Source organism: Rickettsia endosymbiont of Rhinocyllus conicus (assembly GCF_964026465.1).
Lineage (GTDB): Bacteria > Pseudomonadota > Alphaproteobacteria > Rickettsiales > Rickettsiaceae > Rickettsia.
In genome coordinates, this window is sequence record NZ_OZ032155.1 from 432,588 (window position 1) to 454,370 (window position 21,783).

Consider the following 21,783-nt stretch of genomic DNA (forward strand, 5'->3'; position numbering starts at 1 on the left):
ATTATAATACAATTTATATCTCATAAATCTTAATTTTTAGTCTAGACAAATTGGGCCACCTCACATCTGATTGTTTTTCTCCTTTATCAATTGCTCTTAATGCAACTTTTCTTAAAGCTGCTTGTGCACTCGTTGATAATGTCCTAAAATCTTCTTTTTTTAGCATTATTTCATTCTAACATTATATTTTAGTATTTGCAACTATTATGTCAGGTATTTAATTGGTGGGTTAATATTTAAAATATTGTTACCATATTGATCTTTTTGATTAATATCAATGCAGTTATGAGAAATTAAAAGTTCAAATATTTCCAGTTTAATAATAGCAAAATTTAAAAGCGAATAATTATTTTGATTTTCTTTATTAACATCTAGATGAGAAAGTACTATTTTAACTATTTCAGGATTATTACTATTGACAGCTTGATATAAACATTCTTTTTCCTCATTGATATTCATATTCGGATGAAAAATTAATTTCTTAACTATCTCAACTTTATTACCTTTAATAGCCAACATTAAAGGAGTATTTCCCCATTGATCTTTTGCATTAAGTTTAACATCGTTATGGGAGAGTAACTTTTCAACTATTTCAAGTTTGTCATTATTGATAGCTCGATGTAAAAATGTTCTATTTTCTTGGTCTTTTTCATTAACATTAATATTCGGATAAGGAAGTAGCATTTCGACTATTTCAGCTCCAGCACAAATAACAGCTAACTCTAAAAGAGTACTTCCATTCTGATTTTTTGTACTTAAATCAATATCTGGATGAGAAAGTAATGCTTCAACTACTTGATATTTATTGCTACTAACCGCACACACTAAAGGAGTATTACCATTCTGATCCTTTTTATTAATTTTAATATCTTTATGAGAAACTAGTATTTCAACTATTTTGATTAAGCTATTAGTAATAGCCTGATGTAGAGGAGTATTACCATGTTGATCTTTTCCATTAACTTCAATATTTGGATGTGTAAGTAGGAGTTTAGCTATTTCAAGCTCTCTCTCTTTAATAGATGCTTCTAAAAGAGTCTCGTCGTCTTCACCTCGTTCATTAACATTTAACCCCTCAAAACCTAATAAATATTCAAATATTTCTATATTATCAAAATTGAATTCTAAAGACTTAATTAAAGCTTTAGAAGAAGGGTTAATTTTGGCTTCTTTTAATTTTTTTAATATATTTATATTTTCATAGCATGCAGCCGCTACAACAAGTTCTTCTGCTACATTTTGTACATTTATAAAAGGTATTAGATCATCTAAATCATAGGCAAGTTCTTCATTTAAATTTAATAATAGTTTACTTACCTCATTAGATAATTTTGTTTCTTGAGATTTATTTAAAGCATCAGTATCTTTTTCAAAAAATGCAGCTACTAGCTCTAATTCATTTCTATTAAAATTATCTATTTTATCGTCTTCAATAAGTTTTTGTAAACTTAAAGGGCAGCCACCTGCAATAATACATTCTAAAAGCTTAAAATGAGCTTTTATTTCTATCTAATTTATTCTATGTAATTCTTTGCTTTCTATATAATTTATATCTACAAAGCTAATTTGTTTGTTGTCAAGCAATTCTAAAATATTATCTCCTAATAAACTACTTGCCTTTTGGTATGGTAACTCCATCAACTCTTTTAACCCTTGTGATGGATTAGAATAAAAATTTCTAGCTATTTCAAATAATCTTTTTACCAGAGGAGTATTTTCTTCATTCGTTAAACTGCTGTTTTCGGCTAATAAATTAAGCAATTCATAATTGCTTAAATAAGGCTCTATTTCTTCTTTTGTTACTATTCCTTCTTTTACTAATTTATGTTCTTCAACATTAGTTATTTCTTTATTATCTCTTAAATCATCTTGCTTCTTTTGTAAATTCTGAGCTATTTGCTTATTAAAAGCTTCAATTTCTAGTTTGTATTGACTAATTATGACTTTCTTTTCATCAGGTGAAGTAGCTTGATCTAATCTATTTAAATATTCTTTTTCTAATTCAGTACTTGGTTCTAATTTAGTATTTTGTTTTATATTTTTTAGAATCCCATTTTTTATTAATTCTGCAGTTTGCGTATATATATTTTTTTGTTCTTCTTTAGTAATTTTTTTATATTTACAGTAGTCTATAATTGCCTGATTAATTTCCTCAATTTCATCATCTAATCCCGAATAATCGCTATTTTTTTGGATTAAACCAATGCTTGTTATTTGCTCTACAATATATTTAATAATATCTTCTTGCTTATTTGATTCTAGCGGAAATATATTTTGTATTATTGATTTTAAGTTTATTAAAATCATCCCATAAAGTTCTTGGGAAATTGATAAATTATCTTTTTCTTTCATGTTACTAACTTAATTAAAAATTCTTAACTCGTCAATAATTTATTAACTATTTGAGATAGGATAGATTAAGGGATGTCGCTCGTTAATCAAAAAATACTCTATATGTCATTTCCGCGGAGGCTTTGTTGCGTGGATCATTTTTCTCTGTCATCCCGCGACTTGATCGCGGGATCTTGTGCTATAGAATGTGCCTGAGATACCGCGGTCAAGCCGCAGTATGACAGACTTTTTCCTGGATTCCTGCTTCCGCAGGAATGACATATAGAGATGAAGCAAAATTAGTCAATCAACTATATGACAATTATACTTCAAAACCAATAATTTAGTATTGCCATATAGTTTCTCACGTATAATTTCGATATTTTCGTCTAAAACGTAATCATCTGTTTTAGACATTTCAACCACTATTATAGCGTTTGTATTGAGCCAGTTATTCTTTATAAGCAGCTTCATTACTTTCGGCACTATTTTGTTATGATAAGGGGGGTCAACGAAGATAAGATCAAAAACCGTATTTGCTTTCGGCAGATTTAAGGCATTAATATTAACGAAATTAACTTTATCCTGAATATTTAAGGTCTTAGCAAATTCTTCTGCTATTTTTAATGAATATAGATCAATATCAATTAAAGTAGCAAAGCCTGCTCCTCTTGATAAACTTTCGAAAGCTAGGCTACCGCTACCAGCAAATAAATCTAGTACTTTAATATTTTCATTGAATAATTTATTACCTATAAACTCACCGGAAGTTAATATGCTAAATATTGCTTCCTTAAGTTTACCAGTAGAGGGACGATATTTAATATTTTTAGCAATAGGTATTTTCTGATTTTGAAATTTACCTGATATTATTTTTAACACTTATATAATTTTTTAGTTACTTCTCGGTATTCATTCGGCTTAAGATTATCAAGTTTAAAATCACCATACTCAGTTCTAATTAACTTATTAACTTTTAATCCAAAATGCTCGAATATTCTTCTAATTTCCCGATTTTTGCCCTCAAACAAAATAACTTCAAGCCATGAGTTAGTGGAATTTTTCCTAAGCAACTTTATTGATTGTGGATTATAAAATATTCCGTCAATTTCTAAATTTTTATAATTACTTTTTAGTAGAAGATCAGGATTTCCATAAGCTCTAACATGATATACTCGTTTTAACTTACTTGAAGGTAGTTCAAACTGCCGAGCTAAATCACCATTATTGGTTAGTAGTAATAAACCCTCACTATTTAAATCTAACCTACCTATCGAAATTACACGCGGTAACCCAGTTAATTGTTCAAATACAGTTTTACGAGATAGTGGATCTTTATGAGTAGTAATTAAACCAACAGGCTTGTAGTAAATCCATAGCCTTGATTTTTGAGAAGAAGTAATTAATGAACCTGATACCTCAATTTGATTATCGATATCAACATTTGTAGCAGGTGACGTAACTATTACCCCGTCTACTTTCACTTGTCCATCAAGAATTAGCTTTTCGGCATCTCGCCTAGAACAAACTCCTGCATTACTAATTAATTTGGCTAACCTTTGCACTTTACTATTTTTTTATGCTGAATTTATTTTGGTTTATGATTTTGCTGCCACGCAACAAATAATCTAATTTACGGCTAGCTTATATTTTAAATTAACCAGTTTTATATGACAATTGATACTACATTTATTGTTTGCTAACTTAGTAGAAGAAGGTTTTTTAGGGCTTTTAGCAAGAGTCTTAGTTTGTGGTTTTTTTATATTAATATTCTTTAAAAATTTTTCTGTTTCAGCATGTAAATATTCTATTTTTACTTTAGCTAAACCTTGCTTTTTAAAAGCTAAAACCTCTGCTGCTTTTGCAGATACGTCTATTATACGATTTGGTTTATAAGGTCCACGATCATTAACCATTAAAATCACTGATTTATTATTAGCTTTGTTAGTTACTTTAACTAAACATGGAAGAGGAAGAGTTTTGTGAGCAGCAGTTAATAAATTTTTATTAAAAATATCCCCATTAGCAGTTTTTTTACCATGGAATTTGTCTCCACCTCCACCATACCAAGAAGCATAACCTGTTTCAGTAAAGCTTTTTGGAGCATGAGGTTTATAAGTTTTGCCCTTTATTTTATATTGGTTACCAACCTTATAATGCCCTTTATAAACTAAATTATGGGGATCGTCTTTTGATAGTTCCTTATGTGAATGCTTACGAGAACATGGTAGCTTTTTTGAATTATTACAACCACTTAAAAAAAAACAATAAAAGATTAATAAAATTAGTAAAACAAATTTATGATTCATCACCCTCAGTGTTACTATTAAAATTATCTGCTATTTTAGCATAACACACAACTTTTTCAACACCTTTTATTTTTGAGGCAAGATCAGCAAAGTTTTCTAGCTCTTCTTCTGACCTTGCAACTCCAAATAAATAAACCACATTATCTACTGTTAAAACAGTATAATTAGCAAATTTAATGTCCTTTCTGACGAGATTCTTAGCTTTAATCTGTGCTGTTATCATACTATCTCTAGTATATTGTGCTAAGTCAAAGTGATTACTATTTTTACTTACTTTTAACTCATTAATTACTTCAGTTACGCCTTTTTGATTCCAAGCAATTTCTACTGCTTTCAACGCATCTTCCTCTTTCTGAATATTTCCTGTTAACAGCACTCTACCTTCAGACACCTCAACTTTGATTTTAGCCCCTAATTCTTTAAAATTATTTTTTACTAGACCAGCTTTAATACCGGCTGAAATTCTTGAATCATTTAATGTTCCAGATATTGGCTGATCTTTTGAAGCAACAATACCAGTAGTAGTTGCTGCGGTAAAAATAGCCGGTAAACAACCTGAAAGATTAAAGACTAGAGTTATGAAAACTAAAATTCTTAACATAGTATTATTAATAAATGAAAAGTTGGTAGACAAGTATACCTTTAATACTTCAAGATTTGGCGAGCCAAATTTCGGGATTCGTCTTTGCTCACGTAGTTTATCTACGTTCCGCAGACTCACCGCTTATTTGACTTACCAACTTTTGAAGTATTTGCGGTATATATAACTATATTTTACTATCGGGTAACTTATTTTTCAATAGTAGAGGCAATTGAAGTAAAATGAACACAAAAGTAATCGGCACTACGCCGAATACTTTAAACTTAACCCATGTTTCATCTGGGAAATTACGCCAAACTATTTCGTTAACTATAGCCATGAAAAAGAAAAAAGTTGCTGTTCTGTAGCTTAAAGTAATCCAACTTTCTTCTTTGAGGCGGATTATACTTTCTAAAGCATATTTAATAAAAGGATTTTTCTTAATACCGCTTGTAAGGAAAATTATTCCAAAAATAACATATAATATAGTCGGTTTGATTTTTATATACATCGAATCACCACTAATTAAAGTTATAATACCTGAAACAAGTAATATAGCTGTAGAAATAATGGAAAGCTTTGACACTTTTTTATTTATAATATAACAAAGGGTAATACAAATAACAGAAGTAATAAGCATATAGAGGGTAGCACTCTGTATGCCGCCACCATAAAAAAATCCTGCGAAGAATGCTACTACTGGACCAATTTCTGATAAAAGTTTAAACATATTTTGATATTTCTTAACTTATTTGTTGTGTATTTTCTTTTGGTAATGGTGCTAAGATATTTTTAGAGTATCTTAGTCGCACTTGTATGAAAATATTTATTAATAATATAGTGGTAAAGTAAGCAAGCACTTGTAAACCATTAGGTCTTGCAATATAACCAGTAACAATATGTAAAATTTTGCCGATCATACTTCTATCTGCTACTAACCAAGAGCTATCCCAAACTTGATCAGATAAGAACATAACTAAACCAGATGAGGTTAAAATTCCTGCCGCACTCGCTGCAAAACCACCTGCGATCAACATTAATAATATAGTAGAAATTTTAAAAATATATTTTTGATTAGCTATTTTAATTAAACCAAAATATATTATTAGACCAAGTAGAAAGCCGCTTGTAGCACCTATGATTAAGCCCTGTATATAGTTACTACTTGTTATAGTTTCAACTGAAGAAATACTATATACCAAAATAATAATTTCTGCACCTTCTCGCAATATAGTGCTAGCGACTAAAAAAACCAACATTAAATAGCTGGAATTACCTTCATGAATTTTTGTTGAAATATTGTTTATATGTTGTTTAACTTTCGTTCCATAGCCTTGCATCCATATTATTGTCCAGCTAAGTAAAATAGTGATCAATATCATAATTCCGGAGTCAAATAATTCATCCCCCATGCCGCCGAAAGATAAAGATAACTTACGAGTAAAAAAGGCAAAAATTGAAGCGGATACTACCCCAAGCACTCCACCAGCAATAATATAAATACGTGATTTTTCTATATGCTTTGTTACGGCTAGTATTATACCAACTAACAAAGATATTTCCAAACATTCACGAAATACTATTAAAGCAATTTTAAACATATTTTTACTTAATCCTTAACAATTAAAAACCCTTGTGCTGTATCTTGGTGAAAATCTCCAAAAAAATCATATTTTCCCGGCTTTAAAGGAGCAAGTATAATTTTTATAGAATCATGTGGCATCACGATTTTTTCCCGATGTAAATCATGACTTTCAAATTCTTCTACAGTATCATCTTCATTATGAATAACTAGCCTTATTTTAGTAGATTTTGGCACTTCTACTATGTCTGGAACAAATTTATGATCCTTTATAACTATTTTTATTTCTAATATCTCATCATTATTATTGTTAGAACTTTTATTTGCTAAAATAAAAAGACTTATCCCTGCTATTAATAAAAATATTAAACTTGCCAATATAATAATATTTTTATTTTTTTGATTCGTTTGCATATTAAACTCCCAGCTTAAATCAATCACTTTCATCTGAGAGATGAAAGTTTGTCTATAGCGACTAGAAGTCGAGAATCAAGCTAAAGCTTATTCCAGTCTTATATTAGTAGTCATTGCTGGTTCATGAGCATCAGTATGTCTATTAATATATTCATTAATCATGTCATCAGTCACATTGCCACTAGTCGAACTAAAGTATCCTCTTGCCCATAAATGTCTACCCCAATACTTTTTTCTTAATATTGGAAATTCTTCTTGTATCTTTTTTGACGATCTTCCTTTAGCTTTTTGCACAAATTCACTTACTTTAATATGAGGTGGTATATTGGCAAATATATGTATATGATCGCTTGATATTACTCCATTTTCTATTTTAATATTGAGCTCTTCTGCAACTACTGCAATAATTTCTCTCACTCGCTTTTTGATATCATAGGTTAACACCTTGTATCGATATTTTGTAATCCACACTATATGATAGCGATGATAGTAAACTGTGTGTGATTTGTTGCTGTATTGAGTCATGGTGCTTATGATGCTAACGCATCATGGCGCACATGGCAAGCTAAAGCTTTTCCATCTGGAAGATGGAGGTTTTAACCACCAAAGGGACTATAAAGTTTAAAACAAATTTTTGTTTATAAAATTTTTAATATTCTCACATATCAATTAAATCTCATATCTTTAATAATTATAAAATTCACCCTGCAAATTTTATTAAAGCTACAAGATATACAATAATTATCATAATGACAAGCACAGATAATAAAATATAATTTTTTTGTTTCTTAATATCAGATATTTTACGTTGTTTCATATTTATTATTTAAAATCATTAATTTCAAGCATTAGATATTCATTTAAAGGTAGTGATTCTTGTGAAATTATCTTATTTATATTAGACCCTAATGCCTTAAAAGTCTGTCCTTTAGCAATAACAGTTCGAGTACCAACTGGTACTTTACCTTGCAAAGCATAAGAAAAAATTAGAGGATAGGTAATATCACCAATTTTCATATCGACTTTTTGCCCTTTAGCTTTTGAGTCATATAACACTTCGCCATTTGCAAGGCGAGTAATTTTAGCATTAAAAGCTATCTTTTCACCACATAATAAAGGAATACGATAAGCTATTTCATTATCATAAATTTTAACTTCATTACTGTTAATAAAATTTTGTGGCAATATAGATTTGAGCATTACATTAACTCTATATGCACTATCGGCATTATCATTATTAGCACCAACACTAGCAGCATATTTAGCAGGAATAATAGCTTCTCTTGCTTGCCCTACATTCATTCCTACTATTACGTTATCAAGACCAAGCATTACAGCACCCGAACCTATAGTAAAAGTTTTAGTATCTTCTGAGATTAAATTATTACTCATATCCGATATTTGATAAAATACTGTAACTACATGACCACAAGAGGCAGGACCAACGTTCCCAGTACCAATTGTATTAATTTTAAATAGAGAGGTTATTAAGTCTTTATGTACAGGAATGGTATAATCTTTAGTATCTATAGGTTTATTTAATGGCTGTAAAATATTTTCGAAGAATGCTTTACCTTCCTCAGTTTTAAGAGCATTAATTACTATTTTGGAAATTGTTCGTTCAAATAAATTGCCATTTAGAGAGACAGGAGGCTCGTTATTAATACTAACTTGATTTTCGTTATTAGCTGAGTTATTTACACTTGCTTGTTCTATAATCGTAGCATTATTATCATCAGAAGAGATTTTTAACTTTGCTATATTATAAAGTACTAAAGCTACAATTATTAAAGATAGAAGTTTTTGCATATTAATAATATTAGTATTACAATTAAATTTACTATAACAATCAATTATTTAATAATCAAATGAGAATAAAAATAATTTGATTAATATGAATAATTGTTTTAACTTGATTATAGTATAGATCGGGAGTCGTCATTGCGAGGAGCGTAGCTTTGATGCAATCTCATGAAAGAAATATAAAATTCCTAAGATTGCCGCGTCGATGCGTTGCCTCTCCTTGCAATGACAAAAAATAACAAAAAATAAAGTGGTGAAAAGTGAAAAAATTTATATTTTGTTTTTTATGTTTCTGGACATTAAATATATTTGCTGCTTCCAAAGGCTATCCTAATAAGCTTAATCGTTGTAAAATTACAAGAAATATATTTAATGATTATGAACCAAAAGTTTTTGAGTCTACCAATAATTTATTACGTAAGACAGGGCAGATATCTAGATTTTATGGTGAAAAAATCATAATAAAAGGAATAGTACTAGATCAGAATTGTGTACCAGTTGCAGATGCTAAAGTTTATTTATGGCAAGCAGGTAGCGGTGGTAAATATCCTTATGAACCTTTAAAAACACGTGTTGATAAAAGAAGATTTACCGGTAAAAAAGATTCTAGCTTTACTGGTAGCGGCACTGCTACTACTAATAATAAAGGGGAATATTACTTTGTCAGTATGTTACCTTATAAATCTGCTGGTAATTTAAAAAGTGTTAATATAAGAGTAGAACATCCAGATCTTAAAACATTAGACACACGTTTAGATTTATCTAATAAAAATATATGCAGCAATGAATGTGGTGAGATTAATCCCGCTTTGATTGAGCCTCAACAACATCTGAAATCATTTTGTTTTGACTTAGTATTACAAGGTACGACATTGAAGAGATATTGATATCTGTCATGAGCTACGCAACTGCAAGGAGCTTGGCAATCTCATGAAACAATACTAAATTCCTGAGATTGCGTGCGTACAATTACTTTGTAATTTCCTCGCAATGACGTCATTGTCATCAGTCGGTGGTTCTAAAGGTTTTTTTATGCCGCAGCTACATAACATAGTGCATAAAAGTAAAAGTACAACGAAATCAAATTTTTTCATTACAATAATAAATTATTTTATGGGTTTAAGTAATTATAATAAATATTTTTTGACCATTACAGTATTTTTATTATTAATAATAGTTTTTATTCCTAAAATTTATGCAAATCCTAAGAATGGCTCAAATGTTCCTGATGATATAATTTTTTTTGATGAAGAAAAAAATCAATATTCTCTTGATCAGTTCGAGGGAAAAACTATATTATTAGTATTTTGGGCTACTTGGAGTGCTAATTGTGTAAAAGAGATGCCCGATCTTGATACATTACAGAAAGATTTTAGAAAGTTGCCTTTTTCAGTGATTCCAGTTTCAGAAGATTATCAAGACGTAAAAGTTATTATAGAGTATTATAAAAGTTACCAGATAAGATATTTACCAATTTATCAAGATTATAGAAATCAGCTATTTAAGGCTTTAGGAGTAATTAGTTTACCTACAAGCATATTAATAGATCCAAATGGTAAAATAGTAACTAGTTTTATTGGTAACACTAATTGGTATGATGAAAAAATTAGAGAAACTATTTTATCTGCTATACCAGGAAATTATCCAGAACCTAAAAATAGCTATAATGGGCAATCTTTGAATAAACCAGCAAAGCCTTTGCAGCCTATAAAAAAAGGAACAGTAAAAGATCTAATAAATCCTTTAGAAGCACCTGCTGAAGAAGCACCAAAAGATAACAATGAGCAAGATAATGAACGAAGTAAATAAATCAACTATTGCGAATGCAGAGTTTGAACCAATAATAGCTAAGCCTCAGATAAGTAAATTAGAGCAATTATTTGCTTCGATCTTTGGTGATTCTAAAGAAGTAGTTGCCGTTTTACGTTTAAACGGTGTTATAGGTAAAGTTAGTACTGTGCAGTCAGGGCTTACTTTAGAGTCACTAAATGAGCTAATAGAAAAAGCTTTTAAAATAAAAAAGCTAAAAGCTTTGTGCCTTATTATCAACTCCCCAGGTGGATCGCCTGTACAATCGGAACTTATTGCAAAACGTATCCGCACGCTTGCTAAAGAGCATAAAATCAAAATTTATAGCTTTATAGAAGATATGGCCGCCTCAGGTGGTTATTGGCTAGCTTGTGCTGGTGATCAAATATATGCTTTGCATAGCTCGATTATAGGTAGTATTGGTGTAGTCTCAAGCGGCTTTGGCTTTCATGAAGCAATTAATAAGCTTGGAATAGAAAGAAGAGTTTATACAGAGGGGAAAAATAAAGCAGTTTTAGATCCTTTCAAACCTATTAACAAAGAGGATGTAAAAATTATTAAAGATCTACAAAAGCAAGTTTATGAGCATTTTGTTGATTATGTAAAAACAAGAAGAGTCGGTAAATTAACTCAACAAGACGATATTTTATTTAATGGCGAATTCTGGGCAGGACGAACAGCTCTTGATTATGGTTTAATTGATGACCTTGGCGATATGTATAGTACTATGAAAGCTAAATTTGGTGATAATATTAAATTTCAATATCTTTGTGCTAAACAGCCATGGATTAAAAGAAAGCTTGGTATGGCAAGTAAAATACTAACTGATAATTTTGCTGACTCCTTAATTAATGCAGTTGAAAATAAGATTATTAACGATAAATTTGATATAAAGTAACATGACTATAACACAAGTTAAAATTAAGAAATTAGATAATTTTTTTGGCAAATTACCTGAATATGCTACGGATCATAGTGCTGGTATGGATTTAACGGCAGCAAACGAGCAACCTATAACTATAAAAGCAGGTGAGATACAGCTAATTCCAACTGGTATAGCTATTGCACTACCGGAATTATTCGAAGCACAGATAAGACCACGTTCGGGTCTTGCCGCTAAAAATGGCATTACAGTTGCTAATTCCCCCGGTACTATTGATGCTGATTATCGTGGTGAGATAAAAGTTATTCTTATTAATTTAGGCAAAGATGACTTTGTTATAGAAAAAGGTATGAGAATTGCTCAAATGATAATATCAAAATATGAGCGTATATCATGGAAAGAAAGCGAAACTCTTGAAGAGACTGCAAGAGGTAGTGGCGGCTTCGGTTCTACAGGAGTATACCTTTGATACTTCAAGATTTGGTAAATACTCAGATAGAACTTCAGAAATTGGTGACAATGTTCTATAAGTACTGCGATGCTCACGTATTAAGTAACTGCTGCCGCTCCTCGTCTTATGAACCGATTACTCTTTTTGAAGTTGATCTTCGTATAAGTCAAATTTCGGGATTCGTTTTTGCTCACGTAGTTTATCTACGTTCCGCAGACTCACCACTTATTTGACTTACCAACTTTTGAAGTATCTGCGGTATATAAATTTAGTCATTATAACTCATGAAAATTCTAGCATTTGATACGGCAAATAATACGGCATCGGTAGCACTTTCAGATAAAGACAATATCTTAGCGTATGCGGAAGAAGTACGCCCGTCTATGCAGGCAGAAAATCTAATGCCGATGATAGAGCAGATAATGAAAGCTGCTCAGTGTTCGTATGATGAGCTGGATTATTTAGCTGTAACAAACGGTCCAGGTAGTTTTACAGGAATTAGGATAGGGCTTGCTTGTGCTAAAGGTATATTATTTGCTAAAGAGAATATTAAAGGTGTAGCGGTTAGTAATTTTGAGCATGCTTATTTTAGAGCTATAGGGCAGGTTAAAGATTATGATAAGATATATGTATTCTTAAACGCCTATCGTAGTCAGCTTTATTTACAGATTTTTGATAAATCAGGTAAAACAAATGAGCCGTTATTAATAGATTTTGACTCTGCTATAGGACTACTTAAAAACGAAAAAGGGAATATAATTTGTTGTGGTAGCGGTCTTGAATTTATATATACTCAAGTTAAAAATCTGCCGAATATAATAATTCTGCCACGCTTTGCTAGAGTTAAAGCTTTTATTATTTGTAGATATGTAGCAAGCTTACTTGCAAATAAGGCGGAGTTAAATAGTGCTATAGAGCCGCTTTATATCCGCCCACCTGATGCTAAAATAAGCGTCATAAATAGCAAATTACAGAAGTAATTTAACTAAACCAATATTGCTTTAGAACAATACACATCAATCAATACCTAACGTTTCAATAAGAGGCATAGAATCTTCAATATAACTTGTATTGTGATATAAATTAGGTATCTGGATATTTTTTTCAATAGAGATATTTTGCATCACTTGGGGTAAATCGTGATTTGAAATAGTAGTTTTTAATAATCTTTCATCTGAGGTTGTATCTAAAGCTTTTTCTAAATAAATAGCAGGAAGTATACTTTTCAATTTAACTATAATAAAAAACTTTATTTTATCAGAAGTCATATTTTGTTTTTTAGATTGTTCAGCTTTATTAAATTCAATTATATTCTCTTCACCGAATATAAATTCATCATTAGCCTTAAAGGAAGCAGGTTTAAAGGATTTGTTTCTTCCAAACGAGTTAAATATTTTTGTTAATCTACTTATTGCTATTATCATAATTCTATCTTATTTATTAATTTTAATAATCAGCGTTGCAATATATTAGGAATTACAGAATAATCAAGAAAAAAGTTAATATAATTTAATATTTTATTACAAAATTACTTGAAAGCCTAGTAAAATAAGCATTTAGTAAAATACAAGTTTTAATAAAAAACAGTTAATATTCCTCAATAATTATCCTTGCATTATTTTTTGGATAAAATTATAAATTCTATTTCATTAAATTAAGAGGAGTTATGCCTATACATCCGAATACGTTGCTTAATTATTAACATTTCCCTTGCTAGTATTATTATATAGCCTTAAAGTTAAATATTAATATTAGTGAGAGATATATGAATTTACTAGCAAGTATTACCGGCAAGAATTATGTAAACGGGCAGTTTATAACGGCTTCAAAGCAAATCTCGGTTGTTAATCCTTCGACTTTAAAAGAGATTGCGACTGTGCCGAATTTGGAATTATCAGAAATTAATTCTGCAATAGATAACACAGTGCAAACCTTTTCAGCATGGTCGCAAAGTTCTTTTGAAGAAAGGATAGCAATTCTCCGCAAATGGCATGCTTTAGTAATCGAAAATATTGATGAGCTAAGTCATATATTAACCTTAGAGCAAGGGAAAATACTTGCTGAATCAAAAAAAGAGATCCTATATGGGGCATCTTTTATTGATTGGTATACATATGCAATTCATAATATTCATTCTGTTGTAAAGCCTGGCAATAATAAAAACCATAAAATCGTTACGCATTATGAGCCGGTAGGTCCAGCTGCTGCTATAACACCTTGGAACTTTCCAAATGCCATGATTACCCGCAAGGTAGTTCCTGCAATAGCAGCTGGTTGTAGCGTTATATTAAAGCCGTCAAGCCTTACACCGCTTTCAGCATTAGTACTAGCAAAGTTAGCTTACGACGCCGGATTGCCGGCAGGAGTGTTTAACGTTATTACTGGTGATTCTAACATTATCGGTAAGGCTTTTTGTGAAGATTTTAGACTGCGTAAATTATCGTTTACTGGTTCTACAAATGTTGGCAAAATTCTATACCAAGCTTCGGCAAATACTGTAAAGCGTTTATCTTTAGAGCTTGGCGGTAATGCTCCTTTCATTATAACAGCTGATAATGATCTAGAAAAAGTTGCAGATGATTTGGTTATTTCTAAGACTCGAAATAGCGGACAGTCTTGTACTTCCCCTAATAGAATATTTGTAGAAGAATCTATATATGAAAAATTTATAGAAATTCTAACTCCTAAATTTAACAAACTTAAAGCAGGTGACGGATTTGATAACGCATCGGATGTAGGTCCACTAATTAATTCTGCTGCTATAGAGAAAATCCAAAAATTGCTTGCCGATGCTCAAAATAGAGGGGCTAAGTTAATTTGCGGTGGTAAGGCTAATAATAATTTCATTGAGCCAACTATTATTATTGATTGTTTAGATAATATGGATATTTTTAAAACGGAAATATTTGGACCAGTAATTGCTTGCTATAAATTTAAGAGTTTAGACGAGGTAATAGAGCGTGCCAATAATACCGAATATGGTCTGCAAGGATATGTATATTCACGAAATTTAAGTGTTGCTAAGATTGATATGGCAACAAAGCTTGATTTCGGTATGATATCGATTAATGATCCGCTGCCAGCTAATGCTAAAGCTCCTTTTGCAGGACGTAAGGCTTCAGGTTTTGGAGTTGAAGGGTCATTTGAAGGGATATTTGAATATTTAAACACCAAATATATAAATTTACAACAAACATAGAATGAAAATATATGCCTACATTTAGCTCTCTTAAGCCAGAGCTAAAAAAGGAAATAGAAGATATCATTAATTTAGCCATACAAGAAAATATTAATAATGAAGAATTGACTATAAAATGTAAAAGTTTTTTTGAGTCAGTATTTTCAGATAATAACAAATCTTGTATTGATGAATGTTATCAAATCTTATTTAATTGTGTGAGACAGAATTTTAAAGAGTCTATTTCTATACCTGATCCCATTACAATTTTAACAGTTCAATTATCATGTTTATATGATCCTTCTTCTCTGCCTTTAGGTGTAACTAATTTAGATAATAACGAGGAGTAAAAATTATGCCGGCACTTATAAATGAATTTGACAAAGAATTAAAAGCAATTTATGAAAAATTTTATTTAATAAAAAATAAAGACTTTACGTTACCGGAAAATCAAAAAGATATACAAACTTTCTTGATGTTAGTATCTGATTATTTAGGAAGAAATTTAGAGGAAAAGACAAAATTGTCAATTGGTTACTTACCAATTCTAATAAAATTAATAAAAATATTTTTTGAAATAAATAAAAAATTATCTGATGAACTTGAAGAGTCTTTGGATAAAGTTTTAAATCTATATAAAGCCAAAGAGGATACTAAAGAATTCCAAATAGAGATAGAAGAAAGCTTAAATATTGTTAGGACGCTAGGATTGTTATGTAATGAAAATATGGAAGATTTTTGAATTGATTGATTTTTTAAGAATATATTGACAGCTTGTTATATCTCCGTGTATTAAATTAATATAAATCTCGGAGTTTTTATGACCATAACTTTTCAACTTATACAAGAGTTTAATTTTACTGAAGCAGTTAAAGAATTAACAAGAGAGAACGTAAACGAGCGAGGAGATATCGTTGTTACATTAAATTTTAACAATAAACAATTCAATTATGCAGCGAAGAACGTTAATACTTTAGAAGCTTTATGTTTTATGAGTTCGGTATTATCTTTAACTTCCACTTCTCAACAGCAATTAAAAGACAGATTAAATATATTAAAAAGTTGTATCAAAACTGCATATAATAAAATGCACGAATATGATAATGCAATTTGGAATGGAAGAGATGATAACAATAACAGCACAGCAATATGGCTTGCTTGGGGAGGAGTCTCAGAAAAGCTTAAGGATTTGTTAGATAAGCACCCTAAATTGATAGAGGATGAACAAGAACTTACCCGTAATGCTTTTGACGTAACAATGGAAGTGGGGCATTTAAATATAGAGCAAAAAACAGAATTAGCTAAAGTTTTAATTCCTTTAGGAATACAAATTAATAATTTAAATACATATAACATCATATTGCAAAATGAAAATTATTTAGCAGCTTTTAAAAATATCATAGAAGATGCTAGTAATTTATCTTCAGAAATATTTAGTAAATTTGTAGATAATGTAATTAGCAAAATAGGTATTTTAATTAGTAATTCTAAAGCCCAAAAAATAGATAATTCTGTTATTAAAAATGCTATAACAAAATGTTATGAAATAATTGAACAAATATTTAAGCATGAAGAAAAAATAAATATTAAAGACATATTAGAAAAAGATTTAAGTACTTCAAATACTTATGTTTCTCCATTTTTACACTGGTTATTAGAATTGGGTAATAATAAATTGACTTCTATTTTACAAAATTATGATCAAAATAAAAAGTTTGATTTTTATGTAAAAGATTGGAATGGTAAGGAAGCATACAGAAGTGCATTAGAATGGTTAGCTAGTTATAAATTTGATCTTTTAAAAGATAAAACTTTTACAGCTTATTTAAATCCATCTAAGAAACAAGAAAATGAAAAGATACTAATAAGTTTAGTAAGTAATAATACTAAAGTAAATAGTGAAAAGCCAATAGCACCTTTCTTTGAAGAATTATTAAAGCATAGGCCTCCTTTATTTGGTAATGATCTTAAAGGTACAAAACAAGCTATTTGCAATAAAATGTTTCAAGAATCAGTAAATGCTAAAAATATTGAACCTACGTTGTATACAGATCAAACGCTAGATTTTGCTACATGTTTAATTGCTATACAACAATTTGAAAAAGAAATGGTGGATAGTCTAGGCGTTGCTAATCTTAACCCGTACGATTAAAGTTTTGTTACGTGGATTCTTTCCTACCTGTCACCCCGTGGCTTGCTAACTAGGTCCAGCTAAAAAATACTAATAATATTAGTATTTTTTATTATTCTTCTGGATCTAGTTCCCAAGCCACGGCATGACAGCGTACGTGTTTTTCAACCCACGTGGGCAACGCTTATGCGGTGATGACACCGTCTTCATAGGTAATAAAACTACTTCCATACTTACTTTACCCTTTACCCTCACAAAGTTATTGTTTGTTTTACTTTTTGTGATTATTATCGCATAGAAAATTAACTTAATTCTATGCCAAATATAGACATTCTTATTTTTACTAGTTTTTTAGCGATTAATTTAATCGTTGGATTTGCGGATATTAAAAATATAAAAAATATTCGGGAATATGCGATTGGGAAAAGAAATTTCTCGACCGGTACGATAGTTGCAACTCTAATTGCTACTTGGATCGGCACTAGCACTTTCCTAATCGATAATTCACGAATATATATTGACGGGTTGTTTTACTTGCTTCCTAGCATACTCGGTAGTGTTGTTAGTTGGCTATTAATTGCCTATTTTCTTGCTCCTCGTTTCGAACATTTTTTAGGCAGTATGTCAGTGGCGGAAATAATGGGGGAGGCTTACGGCAATAAAGTTCGAAATCTTACCGCTATTGTTAGCATATTAATGGCTATAGGCAGGATTGCTATTCAGTTTCATATAGCCAGTCTAGTGCTAGAGTTATTTTTTGGTATTTCAAATTTTTACGTAGATTTGTTTTTAGCGACTTTCATAATAAGCTATTCGGCTTTCGGCGGCGTTAAATCGGTTACTTTTACCGAAGCCGTACAGTTTTTTACCTATAGTGCCGTTATTCCAGTAATAGGGATTATAGTGTGGAATGTTTTTAGTGATCCTACTATTTCTATCGACTCAAATGTGCAGCATCGTCTTACCGATTTAGGTATGGTATTTAATTATACGAACCCTAAATTTTGGATATCCCTAAATATCTTTATATATTTTGCCATTCCCTCACTTGGTCCTTCAATTTTTCAAAGAATATTGATGGCAAAGGATATACACCAGATATCAAGAACCTTTTTTATTTCAGCAATTATTTGCCTTTGTTTATCTGTCTTATTCATTTGGATTGCGATATTATTGCTTTCCCAAAATGCTGTCGATAGTAGTCAATTATTTTCTCAGATTACTAAAAGCTATATAGGATTTAAAGGCTTAATAGTTGGCGTTATTATGGCAATGATAATCTCAAGCACTAACTCTTATATTAACGTTGCAACAGTAAGCTTTATTAATGATATCTGTAAAAAAACCTCGCTGCAATATAGCTATGTAACTGCGATTATCATAGGCTTGATAGGGTTCGTTATCTCACTTGACCTAATTAATATATTCTTATTACTCACCAGCATCTATTTGCCTATAATTACCTTACCGTTAATTCTCTTAATATACGGCTTTAAATCAACTGCTAAAACCTTTTTTATCGGTACAGTAGCAGCATTATTAACCATCATAGCATGGCAATTATTTTCTTTAAGGCAGATTATAGGAATTTATCCGATCTTGCCGGCTGCGATCATAAATTTACTCTTTTTCCTTGGTAGTCATTATATTTTAAAACAGCCAGGCGGTTTTGGTTCGTTAAAAGAGCCGCTGAGCGTAAGGCTGATAAAGCAAGAGCGAAGAAGAAGATTCTGGGGTTTATTCCGCTTAATCAAGAATTTTAATCCTTTGATATATTGGAATAATACATTACCACGCCAAGAAATCACTTATAGCTATGTTGGGATATTTATTTTAATCTCTATCTTTTCATCCTTATATCTTACGCCTAACAGTAGGATAATGAACCATCTAAATATATATAATATCATTTATCACTGTACGCTTGTAACTTCTGCAATACTTATCACTTATCCGTTATGGCCTTTGAGATTTCAGAAGAAATATATTATATCGTTGTTCTGGTTTATTGCTAATTTTGGGATATTGATATTTTTTAGTAGTTTGCTTGTTTTATCAAGCAACTTCTATCAATTACAATTGATGAGTTCAATAATTAACCTACTAATAATTGCGACATTGTTTAGATGGCATACTACTTTACTTATGACTATTATTGGCGTATTTGCTAGCATAGAGTTTTATAAATATTTTATGGATGAGAAGCTGTTAATTAATATAGATAGCTTCCAGTTCAAAGTGATATATTTCCTTACTTTATTCAGTGGGTTGTTAATCGTTTTCTTAAGACCAAGGCAAGAGCAGGAAAGATTAATTAACCTAAAAAATACTCATTTAGGGGATAGGGTTAGTTTTAGAGAGCAGGAACTTGAAAAATTACTTGATTTAAAACATGAATTTTTACGTAATATAAACCATGAAATAAATACGCCGCTAACCGGTATTATTAGCCTTGGTGAAACTTTATGGGCTAATTACGATAGATTTAGTGATGATCAACGTCGTAATGCAGTAGAGATAATAGCTAAAAGCTCTAGTAGGTTAAATAGTTTGATAGGCAATATTTTAGATTTCTCAAAACTATCTAGTCTTGGTTATGAGTTAAAAAAAGAAAGCATAAATTTAAGCGAGCTATTGCATGAGCGAATAAAAATATGTAAGAAATTATATTTGAACAATAAGAAGTTAGAATTTATAGCTGAAATTGAAGAAAATATAGTGCTTAAATGCGATCCTCATTATATTAGCCATACATTCGATAATTTGATAATTAACGCTATTAGCTATTGTAATGACGGCATAATAAAAATTGATTTACAAAAGCAAGAAAATAATATTTTATTTACTATTAAAGATGATGGAATAGGCGTTCCAAAAGAGGAACTACAAACTATATTCGGTGTGTTCGTCGTAAGCTCGAAAACCCGCTCACCTGCAGGTGGTAGAGGAATGGGGCTTGCTTTGTGTAAAAAGGTAATAGAGCTGCATGGCGGAAAAATCTGGGCAGAAAATGATGAGCAAGGGAAGACGACTTTTGTTTTTACTATGCCCCTTTAATGTCATACCGCGAGCTTGTAGCGGTATCCAAAAAAACAATAAAAAATACTAACGTATTTTTAACTGGCTCTAGTTCCCAAGCCACGGGATGACAATGAAACAATAACAAAATAATAAGTATATGAAAACAATTTTACTTATAGCATTACTTAGCACGCAATATAAAGGTGATAACGATAATGTTTTAGCAATTACTGAGGCTTTAAAACAACAATATCAAAAGGAAAACTTACAGATTGATATAGTTAATTTGGAAATCGATAAGCTAGATCCTAATCAGATAGAAAAATATCCAAATCAGGTAATTATTATAGGTGCAGGGCTTGATGGTATTAAAGCATTTACTATTTTAAACTCTAACAAAGGCACTAGTAAATTTATTTGGAGTGGTCATCAATTAATAAATGAAGTAACAGAAAATTTAAAGATTCTAGATAATATAGTGTTACCATCCTATGCTTTAAATCAAGAGTAAATTAAACAAATTCAAGAAGCAAAGGTTAAGTTAATAGAAACTACAGGCATACCTCATACTCTTACAAAAGAGGATTGTATAAAGGAGTATAAAGATTTAGCTGATAAAAAGTTAATTCCTGATTCTTCTAACGGCTATATATTTACCTGTCTATCAGGTGATGCTCCTGATTCAAATGGAAAAATAAAATTTTATACCCAAGAAGAAGCTTATAAATTGGGTGAGCAATTAGCTCAAATTGTAAAATTAAAAAATATGATGCTTTTAGTGACAAATGGACCTAGAACCGGTCAATATGATCCTAAGGCTTTTCCTGATAAAGTAAAACTTCCAGTACATGAAAAAAATAGTGATATTGATTTAGTTAGTAAAGCTTTTTTAAAAGGAGTAGAAAGTATATTAGGTAATGAAGCAGAGGAAAAAGTAAAATTTGAGAATTTTGTATTTGGAAAGCCAAGTGTATTCAAAGGATATTTAGGTGCAGCCATAGAAAATGAAAAAAGCATAGTAGTTATTGGCGGGGAATCTTCAAGCCAAATCACGCAAGCTTTAGACTTAGTAGCAGGTAGGTTATATATTAAGAAAAATACTGCTATGAATGATGTTCATAAAAAGCAAGTAAATAAAATACTAGAAACTAATAAAGGAGCTAAATTATTAAAGGATAATGAAGTTAATTTAATTATTAATGTTATTACTGATGAAGCCTATAGTGATGCTGAAACAGTTGCAAAGTAGTTTGAAGAAGAAAATCATTTTTTTAATGAAGAGGAATGTTTA

At 30.4% G+C, this 21,783-nt stretch carries 24 protein-coding genes and 2 pseudogenes; 12 read left to right on the forward strand and 14 right to left on the reverse strand.

The window, feature by feature from the left end:
• Positions 1-13 precede the first annotated feature (13 nt).
• The 13 genes and pseudogenes from AAGD54_RS02260 to AAGD54_RS02315 all read right to left on the reverse strand — a co-directional run bounded on the left by AAGD54_RS02260 (position 14) and on the right by AAGD54_RS02315 (position 9,025).
• The gene (locus AAGD54_RS02260; protein ID WP_341794616.1) at positions 14-166 is read right to left on the reverse strand and encodes a hypothetical protein; all 153 of its coding nucleotides are present in this window, start codon (positions 164-166) and stop codon (positions 14-16) included.
• 38 nt (positions 167-204) lie between these two features.
• Entirely contained in the window at positions 205-825 is a 621-nt protein-coding gene (locus AAGD54_RS02265; RefSeq protein WP_341794901.1) for an ankyrin repeat domain-containing protein, read from the reverse strand.
• Positions 826-891: 66 nt separating this feature from the next.
• Positions 892-1,509, reverse strand: a pseudogene (locus AAGD54_RS09430) (ankyrin repeat domain-containing protein); the annotation flags it as partial.
• On the reverse strand, positions 1,510-2,352 hold the full coding sequence (locus tag AAGD54_RS02270; protein WP_341794902.1) for a hypothetical protein: 843 nt from the start codon (positions 2,350-2,352) through the stop codon (positions 1,510-1,512).
• Positions 2,353-2,634: 282 nt separating this feature from the next.
• The gene (rsmD, locus tag AAGD54_RS02275) at positions 2,635-3,213 is read right to left on the reverse strand and encodes a 16S rRNA (guanine(966)-N(2))-methyltransferase RsmD (RefSeq protein WP_341794903.1); all 579 of its coding nucleotides are present in this window, start codon (positions 3,211-3,213) and stop codon (positions 2,635-2,637) included.
• Complete coding sequence (locus AAGD54_RS02280) at positions 3,207-3,896, reverse strand: pseudouridine synthase (protein ID WP_341788865.1); 690 nt, start codon at positions 3,894-3,896, stop codon at positions 3,207-3,209. The genes rsmD and AAGD54_RS02280 overlap by 7 nt, the downstream gene beginning before the upstream one ends.
• Before the next feature lie 63 nt (positions 3,897-3,959).
• Positions 3,960-4,619, reverse strand: a pseudogene (locus tag AAGD54_RS02285) (septal ring lytic transglycosylase RlpA family protein); the annotation flags it as partial.
• 10 nt (positions 4,620-4,629) lie between these two features.
• Positions 4,630-5,241 (reverse strand): BON domain-containing protein, encoded by a 612-nt coding sequence (locus AAGD54_RS02290; protein ID WP_341789264.1) that lies wholly within the window; start codon positions 5,239-5,241, stop codon positions 4,630-4,632.
• Positions 5,242-5,407: 166 nt separating this feature from the next.
• Positions 5,408-5,950 (reverse strand): septation protein A, encoded by a 543-nt coding sequence (locus AAGD54_RS02295; RefSeq protein ID WP_341794904.1) that lies wholly within the window; start codon positions 5,948-5,950, stop codon positions 5,408-5,410.
• Positions 5,951-5,963: 13 nt separating this feature from the next.
• Positions 5,964-6,821, reverse strand: a complete 858-nt coding sequence (locus AAGD54_RS02300; RefSeq protein WP_341794905.1) for an FTR1 family protein — start codon at positions 6,819-6,821, stop codon at positions 5,964-5,966.
• An 8-nt stretch (positions 6,822-6,829) separates the two neighbouring features.
• On the reverse strand, positions 6,830-7,216 hold the full coding sequence (locus tag AAGD54_RS02305) for a cupredoxin domain-containing protein (RefSeq protein WP_341794906.1): 387 nt from the start codon (positions 7,214-7,216) through the stop codon (positions 6,830-6,832).
• 87 nt (positions 7,217-7,303) lie between these two features.
• The gene (tnpA, locus tag AAGD54_RS02310; RefSeq protein ID WP_341794341.1) at positions 7,304-7,741 is read right to left on the reverse strand and encodes an IS200/IS605 family transposase; all 438 of its coding nucleotides are present in this window, start codon (positions 7,739-7,741) and stop codon (positions 7,304-7,306) included.
• 297 nt (positions 7,742-8,038) lie between these two features.
• The gene (locus AAGD54_RS02315) at positions 8,039-9,025 is read right to left on the reverse strand and encodes an FKBP-type peptidyl-prolyl cis-trans isomerase (RefSeq protein WP_341794907.1); all 987 of its coding nucleotides are present in this window, start codon (positions 9,023-9,025) and stop codon (positions 8,039-8,041) included.
• Positions 9,026-9,279: 254 nt separating this feature from the next.
• On the opposite strand from AAGD54_RS02315, the gene AAGD54_RS02320 reads away from it, so the two are divergent.
• The 5 genes from AAGD54_RS02320 to tsaB all read left to right on the forward strand — a co-directional run bounded on the left by AAGD54_RS02320 (position 9,280) and on the right by tsaB (position 13,142).
• Positions 9,280-9,906 carry a dioxygenase gene (locus AAGD54_RS02320; RefSeq protein ID WP_341788868.1) on the forward strand — a complete coding sequence of 209 codons (627 nt, stop codon included), beginning with the start codon at positions 9,280-9,282 and terminating at the stop codon, positions 9,904-9,906.
• A 226-nt stretch (positions 9,907-10,132) separates the two neighbouring features.
• Positions 10,133-10,828: a TlpA disulfide reductase family protein gene (locus AAGD54_RS02325; protein WP_341795161.1), complete on the forward strand. Its 696-nt coding sequence runs from the start codon at positions 10,133-10,135 to the stop codon at positions 10,826-10,828.
• The gene (locus AAGD54_RS02330; RefSeq protein ID WP_341789266.1) at positions 10,812-11,726 is read left to right on the forward strand and encodes a S49 family peptidase; all 915 of its coding nucleotides are present in this window, start codon (positions 10,812-10,814) and stop codon (positions 11,724-11,726) included. Before AAGD54_RS02325 ends, AAGD54_RS02330 begins: the two co-directional genes overlap by 17 nt.
• 1 nt (position 11,727) lies before the next feature.
• The gene (dut, locus tag AAGD54_RS02335; RefSeq protein ID WP_341788869.1) at positions 11,728-12,180 is read left to right on the forward strand and encodes a dUTP diphosphatase; all 453 of its coding nucleotides are present in this window, start codon (positions 11,728-11,730) and stop codon (positions 12,178-12,180) included.
• Positions 12,181-12,446: 266 nt separating this feature from the next.
• Positions 12,447-13,142 (forward strand): tRNA (adenosine(37)-N6)-threonylcarbamoyltransferase complex dimerization subunit type 1 TsaB, encoded by a 696-nt coding sequence (tsaB, locus tag AAGD54_RS02340; protein WP_341788870.1) that lies wholly within the window; start codon positions 12,447-12,449, stop codon positions 13,140-13,142.
• 36 nt (positions 13,143-13,178) lie between these two features.
• On the opposite strand, the gene AAGD54_RS02345 is transcribed toward tsaB, so the two are convergent.
• Positions 13,179-13,586, reverse strand: a complete 408-nt coding sequence (locus AAGD54_RS02345; RefSeq protein WP_341794908.1) for a hypothetical protein — start codon at positions 13,584-13,586, stop codon at positions 13,179-13,181.
• A 341-nt stretch (positions 13,587-13,927) separates the two neighbouring features.
• Here AAGD54_RS02345 and AAGD54_RS02350 point away from each other — a divergent pair, with 341 nt between their 5' ends.
• From AAGD54_RS02350 to AAGD54_RS02380, 7 genes are all read left to right on the forward strand, one after another.
• On the forward strand, positions 13,928-15,361 hold the full coding sequence (locus AAGD54_RS02350) for an NAD-dependent succinate-semialdehyde dehydrogenase (protein WP_341794909.1): 1,434 nt from the start codon (positions 13,928-13,930) through the stop codon (positions 15,359-15,361).
• 11 nt (positions 15,362-15,372) lie between these two features.
• Positions 15,373-15,690 (forward strand): hypothetical protein, encoded by a 318-nt coding sequence (locus tag AAGD54_RS02355; protein WP_341788873.1) that lies wholly within the window; start codon positions 15,373-15,375, stop codon positions 15,688-15,690.
• Positions 15,691-15,695: 5 nt separating this feature from the next.
• Positions 15,696-16,082 (forward strand): hypothetical protein, encoded by a 387-nt coding sequence (locus AAGD54_RS02360; protein ID WP_341794910.1) that lies wholly within the window; start codon positions 15,696-15,698, stop codon positions 16,080-16,082.
• Between the two features lie 78 nt (positions 16,083-16,160).
• Entirely contained in the window at positions 16,161-17,492 is a 1,332-nt protein-coding gene (locus AAGD54_RS02365) for a hypothetical protein (protein ID WP_341794911.1), read from the forward strand.
• A gap of 294 nt (positions 17,493-17,786) precedes the next feature.
• On the forward strand, positions 17,787-20,528 hold the full coding sequence (locus AAGD54_RS02370; protein ID WP_341794912.1) for a sodium:solute symporter family transporter: 2,742 nt from the start codon (positions 17,787-17,789) through the stop codon (positions 20,526-20,528).
• A 121-nt stretch (positions 20,529-20,649) separates the two neighbouring features.
• A complete protein-coding gene (locus AAGD54_RS02375; protein WP_341794913.1) occupies positions 20,650-21,003 on the forward strand; it encodes a hypothetical protein in 354 nt (117 codons plus the stop codon).
• A 267-nt stretch (positions 21,004-21,270) separates the two neighbouring features.
• The gene (locus tag AAGD54_RS02380) at positions 21,271-21,741 is read left to right on the forward strand and encodes a hypothetical protein (protein WP_341794914.1); all 471 of its coding nucleotides are present in this window, start codon (positions 21,271-21,273) and stop codon (positions 21,739-21,741) included.
• Positions 21,742-21,783: the final 42 nt, after the last annotated feature.